Genomic DNA, 23,895 nt, shown 5'->3' with positions numbered 1-23,895 from the left:
ATTACTCCTTATCCTCTACTATTTCAAAGGGCTCACCCAGCGATAACATTAAGCGGTTCGCCCATGAAAAGAAGGCCGTTGATTGAACTAAGTCAAGTAATTCAAGTTCAGATAAACCCAAGTTTTGTAACTCTTTAATTTGTGATGGTGTGGCTTGGATGGGGGTTGCAGATAAAGAGGCGACTAAATCTGTGATGGCTAGGAGTCTGTCATCAAAACCTTCAGCAAGTACTGAACCCGTCGCAGTTGCTAGTAATTTATCAACATCAGCACGTCGTTCTTTTGCATACTGACTGGCTTTTCTAGCATGTACAGAAGCGCAGTATATGCAGCCATTAACTTTGCTAGTTACGGCCGCAGCAAATTCACGTTCCCAGCGAGGTAACCCTTCTGAGGTATAAAACACGCCTCGGTCAACTAAAGTTCGTAACTCTAAAATTTTACTTTGATGGGCGAGCAGTAAAAAATATTCAGAGTTTAATTGACCAAATTTTTTCATGACTTGGGCTTCTTCAACGGATAGCGTTTTTGCATCCCTTGCTGAAATCCAAGCTTCCCATCCTAAATTATCTTGTGTAAAAGCCGTTGGTGAAGGTTTTCCTTTGCGGGTTAATGGTTGGTGGTTCCATTTACCAGCCACAACTTTAGGTGAGTTATGTGTAAGATGACTACTATTCGTCAGTAACAGAACCCCTTCGATTAGCCGAGCTTGATAGGTGACATAAGTTATTAATTGAGCAAGTAAAATGATGTCACTTTCTTGCCAACCTTGTTCAGCTAACGCAGCAATTAATTGGTAATGGGTATCTTTAGGTGATTGTGTTAAAACTTGCAGATATTCTTTTGCTGTAGCCAGTGGTTTGCTAAGAGGTTCATCAGGCATTGAGTTTATTAATTGAAAATAAAATTCAGCTAGGCGGGGACTTCCTGTCATTTTTGCAACTTCATAGGCAAAATAATATTTCACATTATTTGTGAGAAGTGTCGATGGTGCAGAAAAAATGGCTTCAAATACGGCTTGAGTATTTTTAGTCGCCACCGCGCGTTCATGGCGAATTTTAGCTAGGCTGGAATCTGGTGTTAAATTAGTTAAAGAATTAATTACATCATTATAGGAAATAGTCATAAAGCAACTCACTTTTTTTAAATGTTTTTTATCTCCTTCATTACATATCAATCACATCACTAATCGAACGATCTGTTTGTTATATGCTTATAACCAAAAGGAATCAAATGCCACTCTTATATTACTTTAGTATTAAGTTATAACGATATAGTCTAAGTTGTACTCTCTAATTATGATTATACTGCCTAAAATATCTTTACAGGGCTGTTATCTATGTTAAAACAAAAATTAATAAATTTATCTTTAATTACTACTGCTTTAGCGGTGCTGGCTGGGTGTGGCGATAATAGTGAAAAAGATAATCCTAATAAAAAACAAATTACAATAGGTTTTGGTGTTGGCAATTATATTGACCAAGTAGACAAAGGTATCGTACCGATTTTAGAGAAAAAAGGTTATACCGTTAATTTGCGCCAATTTTCACAGAATAGACAAATAAATCCTGCTTTTGAAGAAGGCTCTATTGATGCTTCTGTAAATCAAAGCCGTGCCTATATGGAGGCTTATAACAAAAAAAATAATATTAATATGGTGGCATTGACAGACTCACCGAGTGCGCCTCAAAGTCTGCGGTCAAATAAACATAAAACACTGGATGAAGTGAAAGACGGTATGATTGTTGCGTTATCTAATGACCCCGTTAATGCAGAGCGTGGCGCGAGGATCTTGGAAAAGTTAGGTTGGATAAAAATTAATCCAGATGTGAGTACATTAAGTTTTAGTGTTAATGATATCTCCCCAAATGAATATAACTTAGATATTCGAGAAACCGATGCGGCACAAGGGTTGCGATTATTAGATGATGTTGATTTTGTTGTTGTGAATGGTAACTATGTGGCAAGTGCTGGCCAACGTATTGCTGATGGTTTAGTTGTAGAAAATTCACCGCTAGAGCATCGCGTTATTGTGACTGTTATGCAAAAAGATTTAGATGCTCAGTGGGCAAAAGATTTGAAAGAAGCTTTTGAGTCTAAAGAGTACGCAGATTATATTCGTTCGCAGCGTATTTATGATGGTTTTATTGAACCTGACAGCTGGAACAAATATCCTAAATAAAATCCTAGTCTATTTTTTATTCTGATTATTACGTTGACCACTAATTTTTATTAATTAGTGGTTTTTTCTATATAAATTAAATATCTTACTGATTTAATATGAAAAAGATTCGTGTTGAATTTGTAGACAACAGAATGTTTTTTCGTTATTTAATAGGTTAGGAAAGGCATTATAAAAATAGTCTGTAGATAAGTTTATTTAGACAATAGAACTGACAGGGGAAAATATGAGCAATGAATTAATAGATGCATTTAATGTAATAAAATCTAAAAAATGGGTTGATTTGACACATAGCTTCGATAAAGACTCACCGCATTTTTTTATGTTTGACTCTGCCGAATTTAAAACATTATTTGGCTATCCAGAAGGTTTCTTTGCACAGCAATTTACATTTCCAGGGCAATATGGCACCCATATTGATGCTCCTTGTCATTTCGTTGAAGGGAAACGTTATTTACATGAGCTCGAATTAAAAGAACTTGTTCTGCCACTGATTGTTATTGACCAGTCAGAAAGGGCCAAAGAAGATCCTAACTTTGCATTTTCTCTCGATGATATCCTTAATTTTGAAGCGAAAAATGGTCGAATTGAATCAGGGAGTTTTGTTGCATTACGTACGGATTGGAGTAAGCGTTGGCCATCACAAGAGCTTATGGATAATAAAGATGATGAGGGCAATAACCAAATACCGGGTTGGGGAATGGACGCACTCAAATTTTTATTTGAAGAACGCGGTATAAAAGCGATTGGACATGAAACATTTGATACTGATGCTGCAAAAGATTTTCGAAAAAATAATGCATTACTCGGTGAGTATTACGTATTAGAACAAGATACATACCAAGTTGAATTACTTGCTAATTTAGACCAAGTGCCTACACGTGGCGCGGTAATTTTTAATATCGTCGCTAAACCAAATAATGCCAGTGGTTTTCCTGTTCGTTCTTTTGCGATATTGCCATAGGAAATATAATGATAACCAATCTGCCAGTGTGATAGCAGATTGGTTAAAACGACTATAACGCAAGTAAAATCCAAGCAGCGGCTAATAGCATACACAATAGCGCGACAATTCCCCCTGATTTAGAGAACTCACCGAAAGAAATTTTTACGCCATATGCCGCTGATTGCTCAACGACGATAATGCCAGCAAGGCTACCGAAGACCAGTAAGTTACTTGAAAAACCAGAACCCAATACGAGAGCAGCGCCTAACGAATCGGCATTGCCTTCAGGTGTTAAGAAGGGGACGAGTAGCATGACTGAAGGGTTGTTTCCAACGATAGTACTTAGGACGCCTGTCACTAAAAATAGGGCTAATGGGTTATTGAGTTCCACACCGTAGTTTCGCAAATCAGTTAATAATTGCTGAGGTAGTCCTGTGGCGGCAAAAGCGGCATTGACAACAAATAGCCCCATGATGAGTAATAAAAGATTACCATCAACGAGTTTAAGCATATCACTCGAGGCAATAGATCGATTTAATAATAAAAATCCAGCAGCCGTTAATGCAATAAGTTCTTTAGGAATATCAGTCACAATAAAGGTAATGATGACTGCGAAAGTAATGACACCCGCTTTTGCTGTCTCCCAGACATCTAATGTTTCTTGGGTTGATTTAGGGGGAGTTGAGAGCGTATTTTCTTTAGTCAAATACCAACGATGACGATATAACCAAACGAGTACTAACCATGTTAATGGTAAGGAAAGCAGGGCTGGTATTGCTGATGCCTGTAATAAGCCAACAAACGAGATATCAAGCCCTTGTGCTGCGATCATATTTTGTGGGCTACCAATTAATGAACCTGCGGCCCCGTTATTCGCTGCGAAACAAAAGCCAAGTAAAAAAGGAATTGGGTTTAAACCGCGAGATAAACTAATTGATACTAATAATGGAGTCATCGCGACAACAACAACATCATTAGTGAGCAATGCGGAAAGAAAGCCACCAACAAGAATTAAAACAGCGAGTAATATAGGGGGCGAAACTTTTAGCATTGCGACTTTATTTGCGGTCCAGCTATAAAAACCAGACACAACAAAAGAAGCAGAAACGACCATAAGCCCGAATAACATCCCAATCGTTCGGTAATCGATAGCATTCCATGCATGGGGAGGGGTAATACTACCAATAGCCATCATAGCTAGGGCACCAATAACCGCAGCGCCAGTTCTATCAACTTTGAAGCCGGGTAGCTTACCAAAGCCCATCGCAATATAAACCAAAAGAAAAACAATAACGGTTGACGTCATGATATTCACATTTTAATTAAGAAAATTAGAGGTAATTTATCGGTGAAGACCAGACGAAGCAAGGTTAAATAATGTATTGATAATAATACGTTGTCGTTAATTCAATTTAAGATTATCGCAAAAAGATGATGATAATAATGAAATAGAAAATGAAGTTTTCAAATAGCAATAACAGGCATTGACTACGAAAGACGATAATGTGATTTATTGCAGCATGCAAAGAAAAATGAAGAAAGTACGTTTAGTAATTTTATTACAAAATATAAAAAGAGACTTGTACAGTTGGATAATTGACATTAGTCCACAGGATAAAAAAGATAAATAGAAAATAAATTGTGATGCTCATCACTAATCTAAGATAAATAACGAGTTTTAAACTGTGACTAATGTCACTAAAAATGGTTTTTTTGTGTAAAAAAAGAGCAATGTAATTTAGTGACATGAATTTTATGTGATCTTCATCAATATAAAGGTGGGGTGAGCCGGGGGGTAATAGTGATCTTGTTCACATAAAGGCCCACGTGGTGCGGATCTGATAAAGCTCATGCTAGAGTGAAAGAGTTGAAAAAATCACAGACGTTATTTGGCGATAACGTTACAACTTTATCATTCTCGTACCACGGGGTTCTATCATGGTAACATCAAATATCAAATTAAAGGTACAGAATTTTGGGCGTTTCCTCAGTAATATGGTTATGCCTAATATCGGTGCTTTCATCGCTTGGGGATTAATTACCGCGTTATTTATCCCAACGGGCTGGTGGCCTAATGAGACATTAGCTCAACTTGTTGGTCCTATGATCACCTATTTACTCCCTCTATTAATCGGTTATACCGGTGGCCGTTTGGTCGGTGGAGAGCGGGGTGGAATAGTTGGTGCAATAACAACAATGGGGGTCATTGTTGGTGCTGACATGCCGATGTTTATGGGGGCAATGATTGCTGGCCCATTAGGCGGATATGCAATAAAACGTTTTGATTTGTGGATCGAAGGCAAAGTTAAAACGGGTTTTGAAATGTTAGTGAATAATTTTTCATCCGGCATTATCGGCATGTTATTAGCTATTTTGGCTTATTTAGCGATAGGTCCTCTTGTTGCAGGGTTATCCAAAATATTAGCGGCTGGTGTGAACGTGATGGTGGAGAATAACTTACTTCCACTCACGTCTATTTTTGTTGAACCTGCAAAAATCTTATTTCTCAATAATGCTATTAATCACGGTATTTTTTCACCGTTAGGTATTCAGCAAGCATCTGAAACAGGTTCCTCCATTTTTTTCTTAATTGAAGCAAACCCTGGACCAGGTTTAGGCGTTTTACTCGCTTATATGTTTTTTGGTAAAGGTAATGCCAAGCAATCTGCACCAGGGGCAGCAATTATTCACTTTTTTGGCGGTATCCATGAAATTTATTTCCCGTATGTTTTAATGAATCCTCGATTAATTCTTGCTGTAATTCTTGGAGGGATGACAGGGGTATTTGTGATGAACCTTTTTCATGCGGGCTTAGTCTCTCCTGCATCACCAGGTTCAATATTTGCAGTTCTACTGATGACCCCTAAATCATCACTTATTGGCGTTATTTTATCAGTCACAAGTGCTACAGCTGTTTCTTTTATCGTTTCAGTGCTTTTATTAAAACGAACACGAATTGGCGATGATGATGAGCTCGAAAGTGCGACGAAAAAAATGCGCAATATGAAAACGCAATCAAAGTCATCAGCAACAAGCTCAACCAATAAAGATACCTCTATCAATTTAGCTCAAGTGCGCAACATTATTGTTGCTTGCGATGCAGGCATGGGGTCAAGTGCAATGGGGGCCGGGGTATTAGCCAAAAAAGTACGAGATGCAGGTTTAATCGATATTACCGTCACTAATATGGCAATTAACGACCTGCCAGATAACGTTGATATTGTTATTACTCATAGAGATCTAACACAAAGGGCACAGTCATTTGCGCCAAATGCAATGCATATTTCTTTAACAAACTTCTTAGATAGCCAAACGTATAATGATCTAGTCACCAATTTAATAGCTAAAAAAAATCCTAAAGCTGCGAATGACGGACGACTGATTAAGCAAACGATTATTGCAGCAAATGATGAATCCTATGAAATAGAAAATTATGATGATGCGATATTTACATTGAGTGCAAAGCATATTCATTTAAACCTATCTGCACAGAATAAAACGCAAGCCATCCAATTTGCGGGGCAAAAATTAGTTGAGGGTGGCTATGTTGAGCCTGACTATATTGAGGCGATGTTAGCTCGCGAAAAACTAACTCCCACATATCTTGGCGAGTCTATTGCGGTACCTCACGGAACGATAGAAGCCAAAGACCGCGTATTAAAAACCGGCATTGTTATTTGCCAATACCCCGAAGGCGTACAATTTGGTGAAGAACCCGATGAAATTGCCCGCCTAGTTATTGGTATTGCCGCACAAAATAATGAGCACATTGAAGTTATCACACGAATTACTTCCGCTTTAGATGAAGATGGGGTTATTGAGCGTTTATGTGAAACCCAAGATGTTCAGGAAGTACTCGAAATTTTAGCGTCTCAAAGTGCAGCATAAGGAGAATAATAATGAAAGTCATTCACTTTGGTGCAGGAAATATAGGCCGTGGGTTTATTGGTAAATTATTAGCAGACGCAAATTCACAAGTGACTTTTACGGATGTTAATCAGCCATTAATTGACCAACTCGCGCATCAGCAATCTTATAATGTTCACGTGGTTGGTCAGGAAAATCGTATTGAGAAAGTCCAACACATTCACGCTGTTAATAGTAATGACCCTAAAACGATAGAGTTTATTGCAACAGCGGATATGCTTACAACTGCTGTCGGGCCACAAGTACTTGAAAAAATAGCGTCAACCATAGCTAAAGGCATAGTTTATAGAAAATCGCAGGGAAATAACCAGCCACTCAATATAATTGCATGTGAAAATATGGTAAGGGGAACTAGCCAATTAAAACAACATGTGTTGGTTCATTTGCCGGAAGAATTACATCAATGGGTTGACCAACATATTGGTTTTGTAGACTCCGCAGTTGACCGGATCGTTCCTCCGATGGATGCAGCGAATGATGACCCACTTGATGTTACTGTCGAATCCTTTAGCGAGTGGATTGTTGACCGAACACAATTTGTTGGTGATATTCCTATTATCGATGGAATGGAATTGACGAACAATCTAATGGCATTTGTTGAACGTAAACTATTTACATTAAATACAGGTCATGCAATGACAGCGTATTTAGGGCAGCGATATGGATACCAGACAATTAGCGAGGCAATTGGAGATTTGAGGATCTATACTGTTGTTAAATCGGCTATGCAAGAAAGTGGACAAGTTTTAATTCAACGTTATGGTTTTGATTCACAAATACATAATCAATACATAGATAAAATACTAAGTCGCTTTGCAAACCCATATTTAAAAGATGATGTTAGTCGAGTTGGGCGACAGCCTATAAGAAAGTTAAGTTCTAATGATCGCTTAATTAAGCCTTTGCTAGGCACATTAGAATATCAATTACCAAATGAAAATCTGATCATAGGAATTGCTGCCGCATTGCATTTCAGATGTGAAGCCGATCCTCAAGCAAATGAAATGGCAAAGTTAATAGCTGATAAAGGTATATATCAAGCGGTTGTTGAGCTTTGTGGGTTAGAGAAATATCCCGAGGTTGTTGATAGAATTAGTTCCCAATACCAGTTATTGATATTGAGTAACAAGTGATATTACGGATAATAGATTGATTAACTGAGGTTCAGTCACTTTATGGCTATCTACTGTATGATAGTAAGTAGTATAGCTGTAAAGTGATAAAAGAAGCTAATATGGAAAATAAACAAAACATTGAAAATCAGATCCTTGAGCGGTTAAATCAACGGCCAGAAGTATATTTGTTTGTTCAAGAAGTCGTTGTTTTAATTTCACAAGCTATTGATAAATTAATGTTAAAAGTTTTTAGAAAGGATGATTATGCGGTAAAGTATGCCGTTGAACCACTTTTAACTGGAAATGGGCCATTAGGGGAGTTATCAGTTCGTTTGAAACTCCTATTTGCATTAGGGGCTATTTCTCGCGAAACCTATGAAGATATAGAATTATTTCTTGCTTTAAACGAATCGTTATCGGCAGAGGATTTAAATATAAATTTTACGGATGATGAAATTTTAGGCAGTATTAAAATGCTCCATTGTATGGAACCTTTACCAGAAATGATGAGATTCAATCAACCAGAGGATCTTGTCGATAACCAATTAATTGAATTACAAAAACACCGTTTTCAGCAAATGATCAAATCTTCATTGGTATTGTCTGTAACGGCTTTAATTACCCAAATTATAGAAACTGATGTATTTTAAAATAGCATATTCAATCCTCTCCTATTTTACTGTTTTCTTATCAAAGTAAATATGTTTGAAATAACACGTTATTAGCCGAGTATTAGCAGAGTATCAGCAGAGCATCGAATGAATATTATTGTTGCACATGAAATCACCACTGAAGATAAAGAAGAACTCCTTGCAGGGTTACGTAGTTTTAATATCCAATATTTGAGTGCAGAACGTTTTGGTGAGCTAGGCGTTTATTTTAAAAATGATTCTGGTGTTATGCTTGGAGGATTACTGGCTTCTGTCAAGGCGAATTGGCTTTGTATCGATTTTTTATGGGTAAGTGAGGACGCCAGAAAAATGGGATTAGGCAGTAAATTGATGAAGGCTGCTGAACGGGAAGCAATTAAACTAGGTTGTATTCATAGCTTAGTTGACACCTTCAGTTTTCAAGCCTTGCCATTTTATGAAAAATTAGGATATGTGAAACAAATGTCATTGCCTGATTTCCCAGAGAAAGGCATGGAAAGGCATTATCTCACTAAAACTGAATTAGCGTAGGTATTTTTTGTTTGCTTCAATTAGCACACCCGTTAAGTTAACATGACTGAAATTAATTGATGGGATGCTGAGATGAAAAGAGCCTTAGTGGTTATATTATTTATGTGTTTTCAGTCGCCTTTAATGGCGACGACATATAGCTTGGATGAGCTACAGGCGATGTCAGCTAACAATAAAAAGCCAGAAATAGTACGCCCTTATAAGCAGCTTATAAAAGTAAAAGAGTTAGGTGATTTCAACACTTGCAAAGAGTGGCAAAAAGAACAGTTGACACCATACGCTGCATATCCACAGAAAATAGGGGCTTCAATGGAGAAGTTATATTCTATTAGGGTGTTGATGGCGGATAGAACACTGACATTCAATTGTATTGACCTAGATAACGTATCTGGCACGATAAATGAAGCAATGTACAAATAATTTAGTTGGGTAGTGAGGCTAATAGTTTAGTTTTTCAGTTTTTATGCGACTCATACTCTTAAGTAAAAATCTCACATAAAATAAAAAAACTATTTATATTCAAATAATTATAAATTTATTCACTAAATGTACTTCACTTTGAAACTGAAATAATTTTATGATCCAAATTGTGCAGGCGGGTGCGGTGTAGTGAATTTTACGTGGTTGAGAACTTTATTTCGTGTGAAAGGAAAAACATCATTTTCAAAACAACGCAATATTTCGCTCGCATAGCCTTTTGACCATGTAGAGCATTTTGATGAGTGCCATTCCATTGCAACCGCTTTAAACGTATTTCCAGCAGCGTATTTTTGTGTGATCTTTTCCGATTTGCGCGCATCACTTGGGTCTATACCATCTGAAAACTGCCTTTTTGCTTCATCTCTTTTTCTTCTGGCATCGGCTAAAGAAATTTGTCCATACACACCAAATGAAATCATTTTAGACTTAGCTTTACGAATTTGGATATCAGTGAGCAGCATAATGTGTATAGTTTTTTTATCGAACCTAGACCTATACACAGTACTATTCACAGTACTATACACATGAGTACTTAGACCCCACTAGAAGTTACTAGATCTTCTTGGAAGTCAAAATAATTAATTTGTTGTTTTTATTTGAAAAATTGGAAGTATTTAGACGTGGTAATGGTGTCCCCTGCAGGAATCGAACCTGCAACTAGCCCTTAGGAGGGGCTCGTTATATCCATTTAACTAAGGGGACTTTTGGAGTCGTAATTACGATAGCGAAAGCATTTTACTGTTCAGGTCTAATTGAATCAAGTTGTTACGGACAAATAATCGAATTTATCTTCCATAAATATTTATTTGACTGTTTTCCATTCGAAAATAGGGTGATTATCATCTTTATGGTTGGGTGGGCGCATTTCTATTTTGTACTAACTGTTCAATTTTCTTATAATAAGAATATTATTAAATGGCGTATAATTAGCCTTTAAGATAATCGAATAACTCAAAAGGATTAACATAATTCTTTTTTTCGCCTTACTATAAGCAAAGCAGTTATTACAGTGGAAAAGTACCGCAGTAGGACGGTACAGGGAATGGAGAAGTGTTATGAAGTTTCGCATGACGGGCGTTTTTCTGGCAGGGGTGTTAATTGCAGGTTGTGCAAGTAGCATTGATCCAGAAACACATGAACGTTCGGACCCATTAGAAGGGTTCAACCGAGCAATGTTTAATTTCAACTATAACGTCCTTGACCCTTATGTCTTGAGGCCAGTTGCTGTTGCTTGGAATGATTATGTCCCGATGCCTGCCCGTAATGGATTAACCAATTTTTTTGTTAACCTTGAAGAACCTGCAAGTATGTTAAATAGCTTTCTGCGTGGGGAAGTGACTCAAGGTTTCAAACATTTTAACCGCTTCTTCCTTAATACTGTCTTCGGTATGGGGGGGCTCATTGATGTGGCGACAATGGCAAACCCTCAATTAGCGAAAGAAGAGCCAAAACGTTTTGGTAATACCTTAGGCTATTACGATGTGGGCTATGGTCCTTATGTGGTGTTACCGGGGTATGGCAGTGCAACACCGAGGGAACAAGGGGGGGACTTAGTTGATGATTTATATCCAATGCTAAGCTATCTCACATTCTGGATGTCCGCGGGTAAATGGGCACTGGAAGGAATTGAAACCCGAGCAAGGCTATTAGATTCAGATGGATTATTGAAGAACTCTTCAGACCCGTACTTAATGATGCGAGAAGCCTATTTCCAACGTAATGACTTTTTATCAAGTGGTGGCGCGTTAAAAGCAACAGAAAACCCAAATGCGGCAGCGATTGAAGACCAGCTTGATTCGATAGATTAGTAAATTGAATTGTTTTGGAAGGTTTATCACTCTCTTGTATACGAATGATACTAGAGAGTGATAAATAAAAAGCTAATCATTGTCTCGCTTTCCTCGTTGAGAGACGGTGTCAATTAAGGCTATTACCCCTAATACACCAATAAAACCGACAGTAAACAGTGTTCCCATACAGCCTCCTAAGTTTTAGTCATTGTTGCCTCTTTTACATGCCTTCGCGGCCGTAGCCAATAATAGAATATAGCGTGATTAATACAGTTTGATGAAAAGCCATATATATTAGCGGATATCATCAGTATAAAATATGCTATTGGGTTGTGCTTGCAAATAAGAACATTCAGAGAATGAATGATAATCTAATGAAATCTAAAGCGATTTATCTTAAAAATGCGATAGTGCGTATTTTATAAAGAAATGATGAGGTGAACTCATGTTCTTAACATTTAATTTACATATGATGCAGGTGAGGGTCAAGAAAATTTATGTTAAGTTTTGAAAATTAGTGGGATGGGGCAATTGACATTGATAGTAGTACCAGGGAGAGAACTCCCTGATACTTAAAAATTCGATTAATTAGAACGTATAGTTGAAGTTTACACCGTATAACCAAGCAGAACCTTCAGATTTGAAATGATATGCTGGGAGGATACTTTCAGGAACATCTTCACTTAATCTTTCTTTAATATTTACTTTTTTACCGTGCATATAAGAAATACCCACATCAACAGATGCATTTTCATTAAATGCATACGTTGTACCTGCACTTAACCAGTAACGGTCTTGGTCAGGGATAGAAATAGAACGGTAATCTGAACGTACAGGTGTTTGGTCGTAGGCAATACCGGTACGGAATGTCCAGTTATCATCATAAAAATAGGTGGTACCGAGTGCTAAACGCCAAGCATCTTTAAAGTGCTCAGGTTTATGGAATAACTGTTCGCCATCACTTTTTCTATAGGCGGTTAATTCTTTAAATTCACTCCAGCCAGTATAGGCAACGCTATAGTGTAAAGCCCATTTAGGAGCAACTTTATGGTACCCAGAGAACTCCCAAATATCTGGTAAATTAAGGTCTAACTTACCTTTGACTTTTTCACCCCCAGTACCATGTAACTGAGTTATTGATTTAGGTATGTCATTGGAATATTTGCCATCTTCAAACTTAACTTTAACTTTAGAACGATAGCTTAAACTTAAACGGTTATCATCATTGATTTCATACAAAATACCCGCATTCCAACCATAACCCCAGTCATCCCCTGTTAATTTAGCCATGGTAGTGCTGGCAGGGAACGAAGGTAAGCCTAATTTAGGTGCTAGGGCGCCAAGGTCACCTGCATGACGAGTAATTTCTGCATCGGCATATACCGCGTTCACGCCCAAGCCAAAACTGAAATTATTATTTACGCGGTATGCACCACTTAGGTTCAGGTTAACAGTTTTTAGGTCTGTTTTACCACCGATAGGGCCTGCAGCATAATTTTTATTAAAATCAGTGGCTAAACCAAAGTTGGTGGTCATTGAAGTACCAACAGCCCACTTGTCATTAACTGGGAAGATAAAGTGAGCATTGGGTACTACAGCACTTGGCGCAATATCATTTGCTGTTGTATTACTACCAAGTAAAGAGCCTCCTTTACCTTTGATATCAACGCTTGGGTCAATATAAACGGCACCAACAGAAAGAGAAGGGCGATCAAACAACATCATGGCAGCAGGGTTTCGGCTTCCCTCACTTGCGTTGTCGCCCATTGCACCCGCTCCCGAAAACGCGCGTCCCAGTGCGGATGTAGAATATTCATTAAGCAAAAAACCAGCCGCGCCTGCGTTGGATGATACAATTGCCACTGCTATTGCTAAAGCTGATCTAGAAAACAGGTTTTTCTGGCTCATGACCAAAACCCTCTTATGTTTTATTTTGAATAAAGCGACTTCTATCGCAAGAAGCGCAGAATTGTAGGGTCCCTTGCCGTTATGACAAATCAGACCAGTTACTAGAGTATAGGTCTGACCACCTGATATGTTGCAAGCTTGTTTTGCAGTTATTGTGACTTTGTTTTCAAAAATGCGACATATTTAACAAAATGGCAACATTGACTGACGAATTGGGAGCAAAAAGTATACGAATACGGGGTAAGATCAAACTTATGTTTAATTATTAGCGATATATTTTGATACACACTAGTTTTTAGCACTTTTTCAGCGTTATGATAGCGACTTAACAGTTTGTTTATTTGGAGAGTAAAATGACTGATGCGATTAACCGTTGTAGCGCGGATGAAACCGCAGCCTGCTGCTGCGTAGATGTGGGAACAGTATTAGATAATAAAGACTGCACTGCCTCGTATCAGCATGTATTCGCTACACAAAATGAAGCGGAAACTATGTTGAAAACACTCACAGAGAAAGCAAAATCTGTTGAGTCAGACCCTTGTGCGATAACCCATTCTATTAAGCCTGTAGAGGGTGGCGTTGAGCTTACGGCAGAGTTTAGTTTTAGCTGTGAAGCAGAAAGTTTGATTTTTCAATTAGGCCTTCGTTAATCAAACGATTGAATTTGCTCTAATTTGCCTTTTATCACTAAAATGATGGCGTGATTAACGCTCAGTGATAAAAGGCTTCCTTATTTCCCTCCTGTTTTCCTCTGCTGCAATTTGTTGGGTTTTTACTCTAAGTTGCGTACCTGCTCGCATTTTTTATCAATACCCATTGATAATTGTGAATTTTATGTTAACAATTGTTACAGGTCAGACCTCTTTGTCCGCTTAGAGAGCTAATTAACTATAATTTTCATTTTTGCTTTAGCAGGAGCGACCATGAATCAACATCTCAACCATGGTGAAAATACAGATAAAACAAATGAAAGGATCGCCATTGTCAGTGGTCTACGCTTACCTTTTGCAAAGCAATCTACGGCATACGCAGGAATTCCAGCAGTCGATCTAGGTAAAGCCGTAGTTGCTGAATTATTAGCCCGTAATGATTTAGATAGAAACCTGATTGAGCAACTGGTATTTGGGCAAGTGGTGCAAATGCCAGAAGCACCGAATATTGCGCGGGAAATTGTTCTTGGTACAGGGATGAGTGTCTCAACAGATGCCTATAGTGTATCAAGAGCCTGTGCGACAAGTTTTCAAGCAATTGTTAACGTTGCTCAAAGTATGAGGGTAGGCGATATTTCTATCGGTATTGCTGGCGGGGCAGATTCATCTTCTGTGCTTCCTATTGGCGTATCAAAAAAATTGGCCGAGACGTTATTAGCATTAAGCAAAGCAAAGTCTGTTGGGCAAAAATTATCATTGTTAGCGAAATTACGTTTGAAGGATTTAGCGCCAGTTGCACCCGGTGTTGCGGAATATTCTACAGGGCTGCGTATGGGAGATACCGCGGAGCAAATGGCGAAAAGTTATCAAATTAGCCGAGCCCAGCAAGATGAGCTTGCTCATCGCTCGCATATGTTAGCGACAAAAGCGTGGGAAAATGGCGCTTTAAATGATGAAGTTATGACCGCATATATGCCGCCCTTTAAGCAAGCTTTTTCCCAAGATAACAATGTGCGTACAAACTCAGTATTATCATCCTATGCGAAATTAAAACCCGCCTTTGACCGTAAGCACGGTAGTGTTACCGCTGCGAACAGCACACCGTTGACCGATGGTGCCGCTGCGGTGTTGATGATGACAGAATCTCGAGCAAAATCGCTGGGTTATACACCGTTAGGCTATATTCGAAGTTATGCGTTTTCAGCGATAGACGTATGGGAAGATATGCTTTTGGGGCCTTCTTATGCCACTCCGCTTGCTTTGAAACGAGCGGGGTTATCGCTGCAAGATTTATCCCTGATTGATATGCATGAAGCCTTTGCTGCGCAAACACTCGCTAATTTACAAATGTTTGGTAGCCGTAAATTCGCTCAAGAAAAATTAGGAATAGATAACGCAATTGGCGAAGTGGATATGGATAAATTTAATGTCTTAGGGGGCTCTATCGCTTATGGGCACCCATTTGCAGCCACAGGCGCACGAATGGTGACACAAACCCTAAATGAATTGCGCAGACGGGGTGGTGGTTTTGGTTTAACAACAGCTTGTGCTGCGGGTGGTTTAGGTGCAGCTATGATCTTAGAGGTGGAATAATGGCTCAAAATTCTGCTATAGAAGTTGCAAGAGAAAAAACACAACAGGCTTTTCGCTTAGAAATTCATGATGAAAACGTCGGGGTCATCTTCATTGATGTACCGAATGAAAAAGTGAATACATTAAAAGCGGAATTTGCGGAGCAATTCCTTGCAGTTTTACAGCAAGCGCAGTCTACCTCTGGTTTGAAAGGCTTAGTTATCACCTCTGGGAAAAAAGACAGTTTTATTGCAGGCGCAGACATTAGCATGATAGCTGGTTGTGAAAATAAAGCTCAGGCCAGTGAGTTGTCAAAAGCAGGTCATGCACTATTTGATAAAATCGATAATTACCCATTGCCTATTATTGCCGCAATACATGGTGCGTGTTTAGGCGGCGGGCTAGAGCTTGCCTTGGCATGTCATGCGAGGGTTTGTTCTAATGATGATAAAACGAAGTTAGGCTTGCCTGAAGTACAATTGGGGTTATTACCTGGCTCTGGAGGAACGCAGCGTTTACCTCGGTTGATTGGTATTCCACATGCATTGGATTTAATGCTGACAGGCCGCCAGCTAAAAGCGAAACAGGCGCTGAAAATAGGGTTAGTTGATAATGTAGTTCCTGAGTCTATTTTACTCGACGTTGCAGTTAAAATGGTGAAAAAAGGGGGCGTTCAGCGTCCTGCTATCCATTGGCAACAGCGCTTATTAAGCAGCAAATTATTACGCAATAAAGTGTTCGATAGCGCCAAACAAAAAGCACTCAGCAAAACCAAAGGCCATTACCCAGCCCCTGAAAAAATTATTCATGTTGTGAAAACAGGAATGAATAAAGGGTTGCAAGCCGGTTATGCAGAAGAAGCGAAAGCCTTTGGTGAGCTTGTGATGACACCAGAGTCTGCTGCATTACGTAATTTATTTTTTGCGGTTACCGCGTTAAAAAATGAAACGGGGGCGCAAGCTGCACCCTTGAAAATTAACCAAGTTGGTGTGCTTGGCGGTGGGTTGATGGGCGGCGGAATTGCTTATGTCACCGCTTTTCAAGGTAAATTACCCGTTCGTATTAAAGATATTTCAGACAAAGGTGTCACCCAAGCCCTGCGTTATAGCTGGGACCTACTGACTCAGCGAGTTATCAAACGGCGGTTACTAGCCCGGGAACGAGCAGCCGTTATGGCTAAGGTATCAGGCACATTAAGTTATCAAGGGCTGGAAAACGCTAATGTTATCATTGAAGCGGTATTTGAAGATTTAGCATTAAAACAAAAAATGGTTGCTGAAGTTGAAAAGATGTCGAAACAACAAGCTATTTTTGCTTCTAATACATCATCCTTACCTATTCACCAAATTGCACAGAATGCGACGCATCCTGAAAAAGTCATCGGCTTACACTACTTTAGCCCAGTCGATAAAATGCCGTTGGTTGAAGTAATCCCTCATCAACACACAGACGAAACAACGATTGCAACCGTTGTTGCTCTAGCAAAACGCCAAGGCAAAACAGCAATTGTCGTGGGGGATGATGCCGGTTTCTATGTAAATCGCATTTTAGCCCCATTCTTATGTGAAGCTGCCCAATGCCTTGTTGAAGGTGAGTCAATAGAGCATATTGACCGTGCTTTAGTCGAATTTGGCTTCCCTGTCGGACCTTTTAATCTATTAGACGAAGTCGGTATTGATGTAGGAACTAAAATTTTACCGATTTTAGTTGAGCGTTTTGGTGAGCGTTTCAAAGCCCCTGATTTACTCGACAAAGTCGTTAAAGACGACCGTAAAGGTAAGAAAAATGGCAAAGGTTTTTACGAATATGGTCACCACACTAATAAGTTGTGGTTTTGGAAAAAAGCCAGTAAGCGTCAAGTCGATAAAACCATTTATTCACTGATTGGTGTAGTTCCCAACGATACATTGACTAAAGCGGATATTGCACAGCGGTGCGTTATGATGATGCTTAACGAGGCTGCCCGTTGCCTTGATGAAAAGATTATTAAAAGTGCACGTGATGGGGATGTCGGGGCGGTATTTGGTATCGGTTTCCCACCTTTCTTTGGTGGCCCATTCAGGTATATGGATAGCCTGGGGATTGCAAAAACCGTGGAAACCCTGAATAACCTTGCTATGAAATATGGTGATAAATTCCAGCCTTGTGAATTGCTATGTAACATGGCAGAAAATAATCGAACCTTTTTTTCTGCAAATGCAGAAGATGGGGTTAATGCAACAAAATCAAGTAACGAACAGTAATAGCATCAACAATCATGACATAGCAGGGTAGCCTGTTAGCCAATGGTTGTTTGATTCAATAAAACCAGTCAAGGCCTGATACCAAATATATCCTTGGTTATCAGGCTTTTTTAAGCCAAGTTCGTACAGTTAGAATAACTAATTATATTATCTTTAACTGATTGATAATAAATACCAAAATTTAGCTCGCAACATAGCCTGCTAAAGAAACATGCATAAAAATTTACTCAAATCATTTTCTTTGTTGGTCATTTCATGCAGAATCACATTTCACCCCAACTGATGGTTACTTTTACAACAATTATCTTAACAACAAAAGAATAGCCACCTTAATAAGGTAGGTTACTCAGATGGTGGATTATGCAAGTTTACATTATGCGTCACGGTGATGCAGCGATACAAGCGCCTAGCGATGCTGAGCGCCCATTGACTCAAAAGGGAAAAGACGACTCAGTATTAATGGCTCAATGGTTACAGAACCAAGGTATTAAGATTGATTCGGTGTTAGTGAGCCCCTATCTAAGAGCCGAACAAACTAGGCAGGTTGTGAGTCAGCACCTCGATTTACCCGTAAAGGCGGAGGTTTTAGGGCAATTAACGCCAGGAGGGAATGCCGCATTTGTGGCTGACCATATTCGAGATCTTGCTGTGCTAGGCGCTAATGCGATATTAGTTGTATCTCATTTACCGCTGGTGGGGTATTTAGTGTCGGAGCTATGTCCACATAAAGAACCTCCGATGTTCACCACATCAACAGTTGCATGTGTTGATATTGATGTGGCCCATCAGAAAAGTCATTTAGAATGGATGTTGAGTCCATCACAACTATTATTTGCGAAATAATACAGAACGGATGAGCGCTTAACGGCGAGCGCTCTCCGCGGTTTCAATGAGTAGTAATAATGCTGCATTACCCCCCCATTCTTTAGGTGCTTGGTGAAAAGCAATAATATCAGGGTGTTGGGCAAGCCATAGCGGTGTTTGCTGCTTTAAAACATGCTTACCATGGCCGTGCATAATACAGGCACAATAGACATTTTCACGCTTACAGGCCGCAATAAGCGCGCCAATTTCTTGCTTTGCTTCCATTTGTGTTAAGCCATGTAAATCCAAAAACAACTCAGGAACGTAGTCACCCCGACGAAGTTTTTTTAATTCATAAGGGTTAGCGTCGGGCCTTAAATAACGCGTTGGGCCTTCATTTTCAAGTTGCGGTTGAAATTCATCTGAAAAATAAAAAGAGGCGTCAACCTGTTCTTGCATGACTTTTTTATTTGATGGTTGTGTCACCTTGGCACGAACAGGTGCGTGCAGGACTTGGTCCTGATGGATTTTCTTTGCTCCATTAATGGCTTCTTTGAAAAGACGGATCTCTTCATCTTCTAGACCAAATTTTTTCTTCATAATTTTAATAATATATTTTTTGTGATTAATTTTTCTGATTGCTAGTGTAACTCATTTTTAATGAATGGTGATAATCGTAGATTGTTCGCGCTAAGTAACATATTTATAACCTTTTTACAGGTAAGCATTGACAAAAGGGGACTTGCTAGTCTAATTGTATATACATATCTATACTATTTATTAATACAATGATTAAAACTGAATTCAATAACAATGAATTCAATAACAATAGGAAAAACGATGGTATTCAAAACACACTCTCAAGATATCGTTTGGCGTAATGGCCGTATTGCCACTATGGATCCAGAACTATCAGTCCCTTATGGGCTTGTTGAACACCATGATTTAGTTGTCCGTGATAATAAAATAGTTGCAATTGTTCCTACTCAGGAAATTGAATTAAATGACTGCCAGGTTATTGATGTAAAGGGTAAATTAATAACCCCAGGATTAATCGATTGCCATACACATTTAGTTTTTGGTGGTGACCGAGCTTCTGAATGGGAACAGCGAATGAATGGGGTCTCTTATGAAACTATTAGTTCTCAAGGTGGTGGAATTAATTCTACTGTGCGTGAAACCCGTAAGATGAGCGAGAACGAGTTATTTGAACGCGCTAAGCCAAGGCTCGAAGCATTAATTCGAGAAGGTGTGACAAGTATAGAAATGAAATCAGGTTATGGGCTTGATTATGAAAATGAAGAAAAACAGTTACAAGTCGCAAAACGGTTATCTGCACAATATCCTATTTCAGTCAGTTCAACCTTGCTCTCCGCTCACACCGTTCCCGTTGAATATAAAGATAAACCTGATGAATACATTGATTTGATTTGCCAAAAAATCATGCCTAGACTATGGGAAAAAGGCTTGTTTGAAGCAGTCGATGTTTTCTGTGAAAGCGTGGGTTTTTCCCTTGCTCAAAGCGAAAAGTTATTTGCAGCAGCGCAGAAATTAGGCATTCCTGTGAAAGGGCATATGGAGCAGTTATCAAATCTAGGTGGGAGCGAATTAGTTGCCCGATACAAAGGGTTATCGGTTGACCACATTGAATATTTAGATTTAGAAGGGGTTAAAGCACTTAAAGCGAGCGGAACAGTCGCGGTCTTGCTACCGGGGGCATTTTATTTTCTGAGGGAAACCAAATTACCGCCAATTGAGCTGTTGAGGGAACACAACGTTCCTATGGCGGTTTCAACGGATTTTAACCCGGGCACCAGTCCTTTTGCCTCGTTACGTATTATTATGAATATGGCGGCCGTCTTATTTAAGCTGACACCGGAGGAGATATGGGCAGGTGTGACACGTCACGCTGCGAAGGCGTTAGGCCGTGAAAGTAGCCATGGGCAATTAAAAACGGGCTTTGTTGCTGATTTTGTTGTGTGGAACGCGCAAGAGCCAGTCGAAATGATTTATGAGCAGGGGAGTAACCCATTGTTCATTCGAGTGCATGAAGGCAAAATTACCCATCGAAACGGGTGATATATGTGACCCGCAGTTCTAGCTACGAAAATAATAATAATTAATAGCGGTAAATAATGTTGTTTGCCGCAATTTGCCCTAAATATTTTCTGTTTTTTGTTTGTTTCTATTAAAATTACATCGTTTAATTATGTGAATGCTTAATAATTAAGCATGATGTTTTTATTCGCGACTGTCAGGATAAAAAATGTCCGATAGCACTAAGGTCGTGTTGTATGCTATTCAATGAATAGCATATTAATACTTAAGATTTTAATCATTAAATTGGAAATGACTGTGACAGCCGATAAAAAGGATAAGCAGGGGGTACCGCTCCCGCTATATTTGCAAGTAAAACAATCGATTATTGAAAAAATCCACACCGCAGAGTGGCAGGCAAATGACCGTATTCCATCTGAGGCTGAGTTAGTTACACAGTTTCAATGTAGTCGAATGACGGCAAACCGAGCACTACGTGAATTAACCGCAGAAGGGTTATTGGTTCGCTTGCAAGGTGTGGGAACGTTCGTGGCTGAGCCAAAGGGGCAATCTGCGCTATTTGAAATCCACAGTATTGAAGCGGAAATACTGGCGAGAAACCATAAGTACAGCTGCAGGATAATTAAACTCGAAGAAATACAAGCGTCACCCGCGCTCGCAAATGAGTTAAATATTAGCCCAGATACCGTGATATTTCATTCTATTATTGTACATTTAGAAAATGATGTCCCTGTACAAATTGAAGACAGATATGTCAATGCGTTAGCAGCGCCTGATTATTTACAGCAAAACTTTTTATCGATTACCCCCCATGATTATTTGTCCCAAGTCGCCCCTTTAACACAAGGGGAGCATATTGTTGAGGCCGTAGAAGCTGATGAGCGCTCAGCGAGGTTATTGCAAATTACCACAGGCGCATCTTGTTTGTTAATTACAAGGCGTACTTGGTCCCAGTCTTTCACTGTGACAAGTACCAAACTATTGTTTCCTGGTCACCGCTATAAGCTTAAAGGTAGTTTCACGTCATAAGTTCTTTCACCACGTAAAAATATGGGCGGAATGATATACAACCTATTTTCCGCTTATCGTATCGAGTTATTCTCTTCCATACCTATTTTGTGTGAATTTATTGTAAATCAAATGTGATCTGGTAGGCATATTTAGAATAAAGAAAACACACCAAAATATCAGCCTTGTTTTTTATCTAATTGTTTTATTTGTATAAAAACATTTTCATATCACATTTTTTTAATCTTTATGTTAAAAAATTAATTGATCGTACATGTATATACAACTATATCTATAAGAACAATAAAAGGTAGCTAATGGACAGATAAAAGAGGGTATACAAGTGACAGCACTGAATAATAAATATCGAAATATCGAAATTAGGGCACCGCGGGGGAATACCTTAAGTGCCAAAAGTTGGCTCACTGAAGCTCCATTACGTATGTTAATGAATAACCTTGACCCAGATGTTGCAGAAAACCCTCATGAATTAGTGGTTTATGGTGGTATTGGGCGCGCGGCACGGAATTGGCAATGCTATGACCAAATTGTTGAGTCCCTGAAACAACTCGAGAGCGATGAAACACTGCTGGTTCAGTCAGGTAAGCCTGTCGGTGTTTTCAAAACCCATGCAAATGCCCCACGTGTTTTAATCGCTAACTCAAATCTCGTGCCACATTGGGCAAACTGGGAACATTTTAATGAGTTGGATGCGAAAGGCCTCGCCATGTATGGCCAAATGACGGCAGGTAGCTGGATTTATATCGGCAGCCAAGGCATTGTTCAAGGAACCTATGAAACCTTTGTGGAAGCCGCTCGTCAGCACTTTAACGGTGATTTAACTGGGCGCTGGGTACTTACCGCGGGTTTAGGTGGCATGGGGGGCGCACAACCTCTAGCCGCGACACTGGCAGGTGCTTGCTCATTGAATATTGAGTGCCAACAAAGCCGTATCGATTTCCGTTTAAGAACCCATTATGTGGATGAACAAGCGGTCGATCTTGATGATGCGCTAGCGCGCCTTAAAAAATACACATCGGAAGGCAAAGCCATTTCTATCGCACTGTGTGCTAATGCCGCTGAAGTTCTTCCTGAGCTCGTCAAGCGCGGTGTTAAACCGGATATGGTGACCGACCAGACAAGTGCCCATGACCCTCTAAATGGTTATTTGCCAATTGGGATGAGCTGGGAAGAGTACCGTGAACGCAGTGTTCAAGACCCGCAAGCGACTGCATTGGCTGCAAAAAAATCCATGGCGGAACACGTTAAAGCGATGCTGGCGTTCAAACAGCAAGGCATTCCAACGTTTGATTATGGGAACAATATCCGCCAAATGGCGTTGGAAATGGGCGTAGAGAATGCGTTTGATTTCCCTGGTTTTGTGCCTGCTTATATTCGCCCACTATTTTGCCGCGGTGTTGGCCCATTCCGTTGGGTCGCGTTATCAGGGGATCCTGAAGATATCTATAAAACCGATGCGAAAGTGAAAGAACTTCTACCGGATGATAAGCACTTGCATCGCTGGTTGGATATGGCGCGTGAACGTATCAGCTTTCAAGGTTTGCCAGCGCGTATCTGTTGGGTAGGGCTTGGGGACCGCGCTAAATTAGGTTTAGCATTCAATGAGATGGTCAGAAACGGTGAGGTTTCGGCTCCAATTGTTATCGGCCGCGACCACCTAGATTCAGGCTCAGTGGCCAGCCCAAACCGTGAAACAGAATCCATGAAAGATGGCTCTGATGCCGTTTCAGACTGGCCGTTACTCAATGCGTTATTAAATACAGCCAGTGGTGCAACGTGGGTGTCTTTACATCACGGTGGTGGCGTCGGTATGGGCTTCTCTCAGCACTCTGGGGTAGTGATTGTCTGTGATGGAACGGATGAAGCCGCAGAGCGTATTGCTCGAGTGCTACACAATGACCCAGCTACAGGCGTCATGCGCCACGCAGATGCAGGGTATGACATCGCGATTGCTTGTGCGCAAGAAAAAAATCTTAATTTACCAATGATTAAAACACGTTAAGGAGTGCC

20 protein-coding genes, 1 tRNA gene and 1 pseudogene are annotated in these 23,895 nt (G+C 39.7%); 15 read left to right on the top strand and 7 right to left on the bottom strand.

Translation table 11 applies throughout. The features are described from left to right. Position 1: 1 nt before the first annotated feature. Positions 2–1,126 carry a CMD domain-containing protein gene (locus PR800_RS16005; protein ID WP_272531132.1) on the bottom strand — a complete coding sequence of 375 codons (1,125 nt, stop codon included), beginning with the start codon at positions 1,124–1,126 and terminating at the stop codon, positions 2–4. Positions 1,127–1,339: 213 nt separating this feature from the next. On the opposite strand from PR800_RS16005, the gene PR800_RS16000 reads away from it, so the two are divergent. Further along, a complete protein-coding gene (locus PR800_RS16000) occupies positions 1,340–2,182 on the top strand; it encodes a MetQ/NlpA family ABC transporter substrate-binding protein (protein ID WP_102137584.1) in 843 nt (280 codons plus the stop codon). Between the two features lie 226 nt (positions 2,183–2,408). Next, positions 2,409–3,146: a cyclase family protein gene (locus PR800_RS15995; protein WP_102137585.1), complete on the top strand. Its 738-nt coding sequence runs from the start codon at positions 2,409–2,411 to the stop codon at positions 3,144–3,146. 52 nt (positions 3,147–3,198) lie between these two features. Here the strand turns inward: PR800_RS15995 and PR800_RS15990 are convergent, their stop codons facing one another. After that, entirely contained in the window at positions 3,199–4,434 is a 1,236-nt protein-coding gene (locus PR800_RS15990; RefSeq protein ID WP_166264536.1) for an SLC13 family permease, read from the bottom strand. Between the two features lie 632 nt (positions 4,435–5,066). Between PR800_RS15990 and PR800_RS15985 the strand changes: the two genes are divergently transcribed. The 5 genes from PR800_RS15985 (at position 5,067) to PR800_RS15965 (ending at position 9,771) form a co-directional block, all read left to right on the top strand. Beyond that, entirely contained in the window at positions 5,067–7,016 is a 1,950-nt protein-coding gene (locus PR800_RS15985; RefSeq protein ID WP_231068884.1) for a PTS mannitol transporter subunit IICBA, read from the top strand. Between the two features lie 11 nt (positions 7,017–7,027). Further along, complete coding sequence (locus PR800_RS15980; protein ID WP_206276403.1) at positions 7,028–8,188, top strand: mannitol-1-phosphate 5-dehydrogenase; 1,161 nt, start codon at positions 7,028–7,030, stop codon at positions 8,186–8,188. Between the two features lie 101 nt (positions 8,189–8,289). Next, positions 8,290–8,820 carry an MltR family transcriptional regulator gene (locus tag PR800_RS15975; protein ID WP_102137589.1) on the top strand — a complete coding sequence of 177 codons (531 nt, stop codon included), beginning with the start codon at positions 8,290–8,292 and terminating at the stop codon, positions 8,818–8,820. Between the two features lie 108 nt (positions 8,821–8,928). Further along, entirely contained in the window at positions 8,929–9,351 is a 423-nt protein-coding gene (locus PR800_RS15970) for a GNAT family N-acetyltransferase (protein WP_102137590.1), read from the top strand. 72 nt (positions 9,352–9,423) lie between these two features. Beyond that, positions 9,424–9,771 (top strand): hypothetical protein, encoded by a 348-nt coding sequence (locus tag PR800_RS15965; protein WP_206276405.1) that lies wholly within the window; start codon positions 9,424–9,426, stop codon positions 9,769–9,771. A gap of 155 nt (positions 9,772–9,926) precedes the next feature. On the opposite strand, the gene PR800_RS19690 is transcribed toward PR800_RS15965, so the two are convergent. The 3 genes and pseudogenes from PR800_RS19690 to PR800_RS15955 form a co-directional block, all read right to left on the bottom strand. Continuing rightward, positions 9,927–10,130, bottom strand: a complete 204-nt coding sequence (locus PR800_RS19690; protein WP_407072564.1) for a phage integrase central domain-containing protein — start codon at positions 10,128–10,130, stop codon at positions 9,927–9,929. A gap of 18 nt (positions 10,131–10,148) precedes the next feature. Continuing rightward, positions 10,149–10,358, bottom strand: a pseudogene (locus tag PR800_RS19685) (Arm DNA-binding domain-containing protein); the annotation flags it as partial. A 100-nt stretch (positions 10,359–10,458) separates the two neighbouring features. Further along, positions 10,459–10,533: transfer RNA gene (locus PR800_RS15955), tRNA-Arg, on the bottom strand. A gap of 353 nt (positions 10,534–10,886) precedes the next feature. Between PR800_RS15955 and mlaA the strand changes: the two genes are divergently transcribed. Next, a complete protein-coding gene (gene mlaA / locus PR800_RS15950; protein WP_102137593.1) occupies positions 10,887–11,639 on the top strand; it encodes a phospholipid-binding lipoprotein MlaA in 753 nt (250 codons plus the stop codon). A 570-nt stretch (positions 11,640–12,209) separates the two neighbouring features. Here the strand turns inward: mlaA and fadL are convergent. Beyond that, a complete protein-coding gene (fadL, locus tag PR800_RS15945) occupies positions 12,210–13,529 on the bottom strand; it encodes a long-chain fatty acid transporter FadL (RefSeq protein WP_206276407.1) in 1,320 nt (439 codons plus the stop codon). Between the two features lie 353 nt (positions 13,530–13,882). Here fadL and PR800_RS15940 point away from each other — a divergent pair, with 353 nt between their 5' ends. From PR800_RS15940 to sixA, 4 genes are all read left to right on the top strand, one after another. Then, complete coding sequence (locus PR800_RS15940) at positions 13,883–14,179, top strand: YfcZ/YiiS family protein (RefSeq protein WP_166264544.1); 297 nt, start codon at positions 13,883–13,885, stop codon at positions 14,177–14,179. A gap of 273 nt (positions 14,180–14,452) precedes the next feature. Continuing rightward, positions 14,453–15,772, top strand: coding sequence for an acetyl-CoA C-acyltransferase FadI (fadI, locus tag PR800_RS15935; protein ID WP_195697415.1), 1,320 nt, complete (start codon positions 14,453–14,455; stop codon positions 15,770–15,772). Then, the gene (gene fadJ, locus PR800_RS15930) at positions 15,772–17,994 is read left to right on the top strand and encodes a fatty acid oxidation complex subunit alpha FadJ (RefSeq protein ID WP_272531131.1); all 2,223 of its coding nucleotides are present in this window, start codon (positions 15,772–15,774) and stop codon (positions 17,992–17,994) included. Before fadI ends, fadJ begins: the two co-directional genes overlap by 1 nt. Positions 17,995–18,354: 360 nt before the next feature. Further along, the gene (gene sixA, locus PR800_RS15925) at positions 18,355–18,837 is read left to right on the top strand and encodes a phosphohistidine phosphatase SixA (protein WP_102137598.1); all 483 of its coding nucleotides are present in this window, start codon (positions 18,355–18,357) and stop codon (positions 18,835–18,837) included. An 18-nt stretch (positions 18,838–18,855) separates the two neighbouring features. Here sixA and smrB read toward each other — a convergent pair whose 3' ends face one another. After that, entirely contained in the window at positions 18,856–19,398 is a 543-nt protein-coding gene (gene smrB / locus PR800_RS15920) for an endonuclease SmrB (RefSeq protein WP_102137599.1), read from the bottom strand. A gap of 240 nt (positions 19,399–19,638) precedes the next feature. Between smrB and hutI the strand changes: the two genes are divergently transcribed. From hutI to hutU, 3 genes are all read left to right on the top strand, one after another. Beyond that, positions 19,639–20,877: an imidazolonepropionase gene (gene hutI / locus PR800_RS15915; protein ID WP_102137600.1), complete on the top strand. Its 1,239-nt coding sequence runs from the start codon at positions 19,639–19,641 to the stop codon at positions 20,875–20,877. Between the two features lie 270 nt (positions 20,878–21,147). Next, complete coding sequence (gene hutC, locus PR800_RS15910) at positions 21,148–21,885, top strand: histidine utilization repressor (RefSeq protein WP_181490110.1); 738 nt, start codon at positions 21,148–21,150, stop codon at positions 21,883–21,885. A gap of 322 nt (positions 21,886–22,207) precedes the next feature. Next, entirely contained in the window at positions 22,208–23,887 is a 1,680-nt protein-coding gene (hutU, locus tag PR800_RS15905) for a urocanate hydratase (protein WP_102137602.1), read from the top strand. Positions 23,888–23,895 lie beyond the last annotated feature (8 nt).

The sequence above is a fragment of the Providencia sp. PROV205 genome, from assembly GCF_028479505.1.
Taxonomy (GTDB): domain Bacteria; phylum Pseudomonadota; class Gammaproteobacteria; order Enterobacterales; family Enterobacteriaceae; genus Providencia; species Providencia huaxiensis.
The sequence above is the reverse complement of the archived record's forward strand: the minus strand, read 5'-3'. Positions and strand labels throughout refer to the sequence as shown.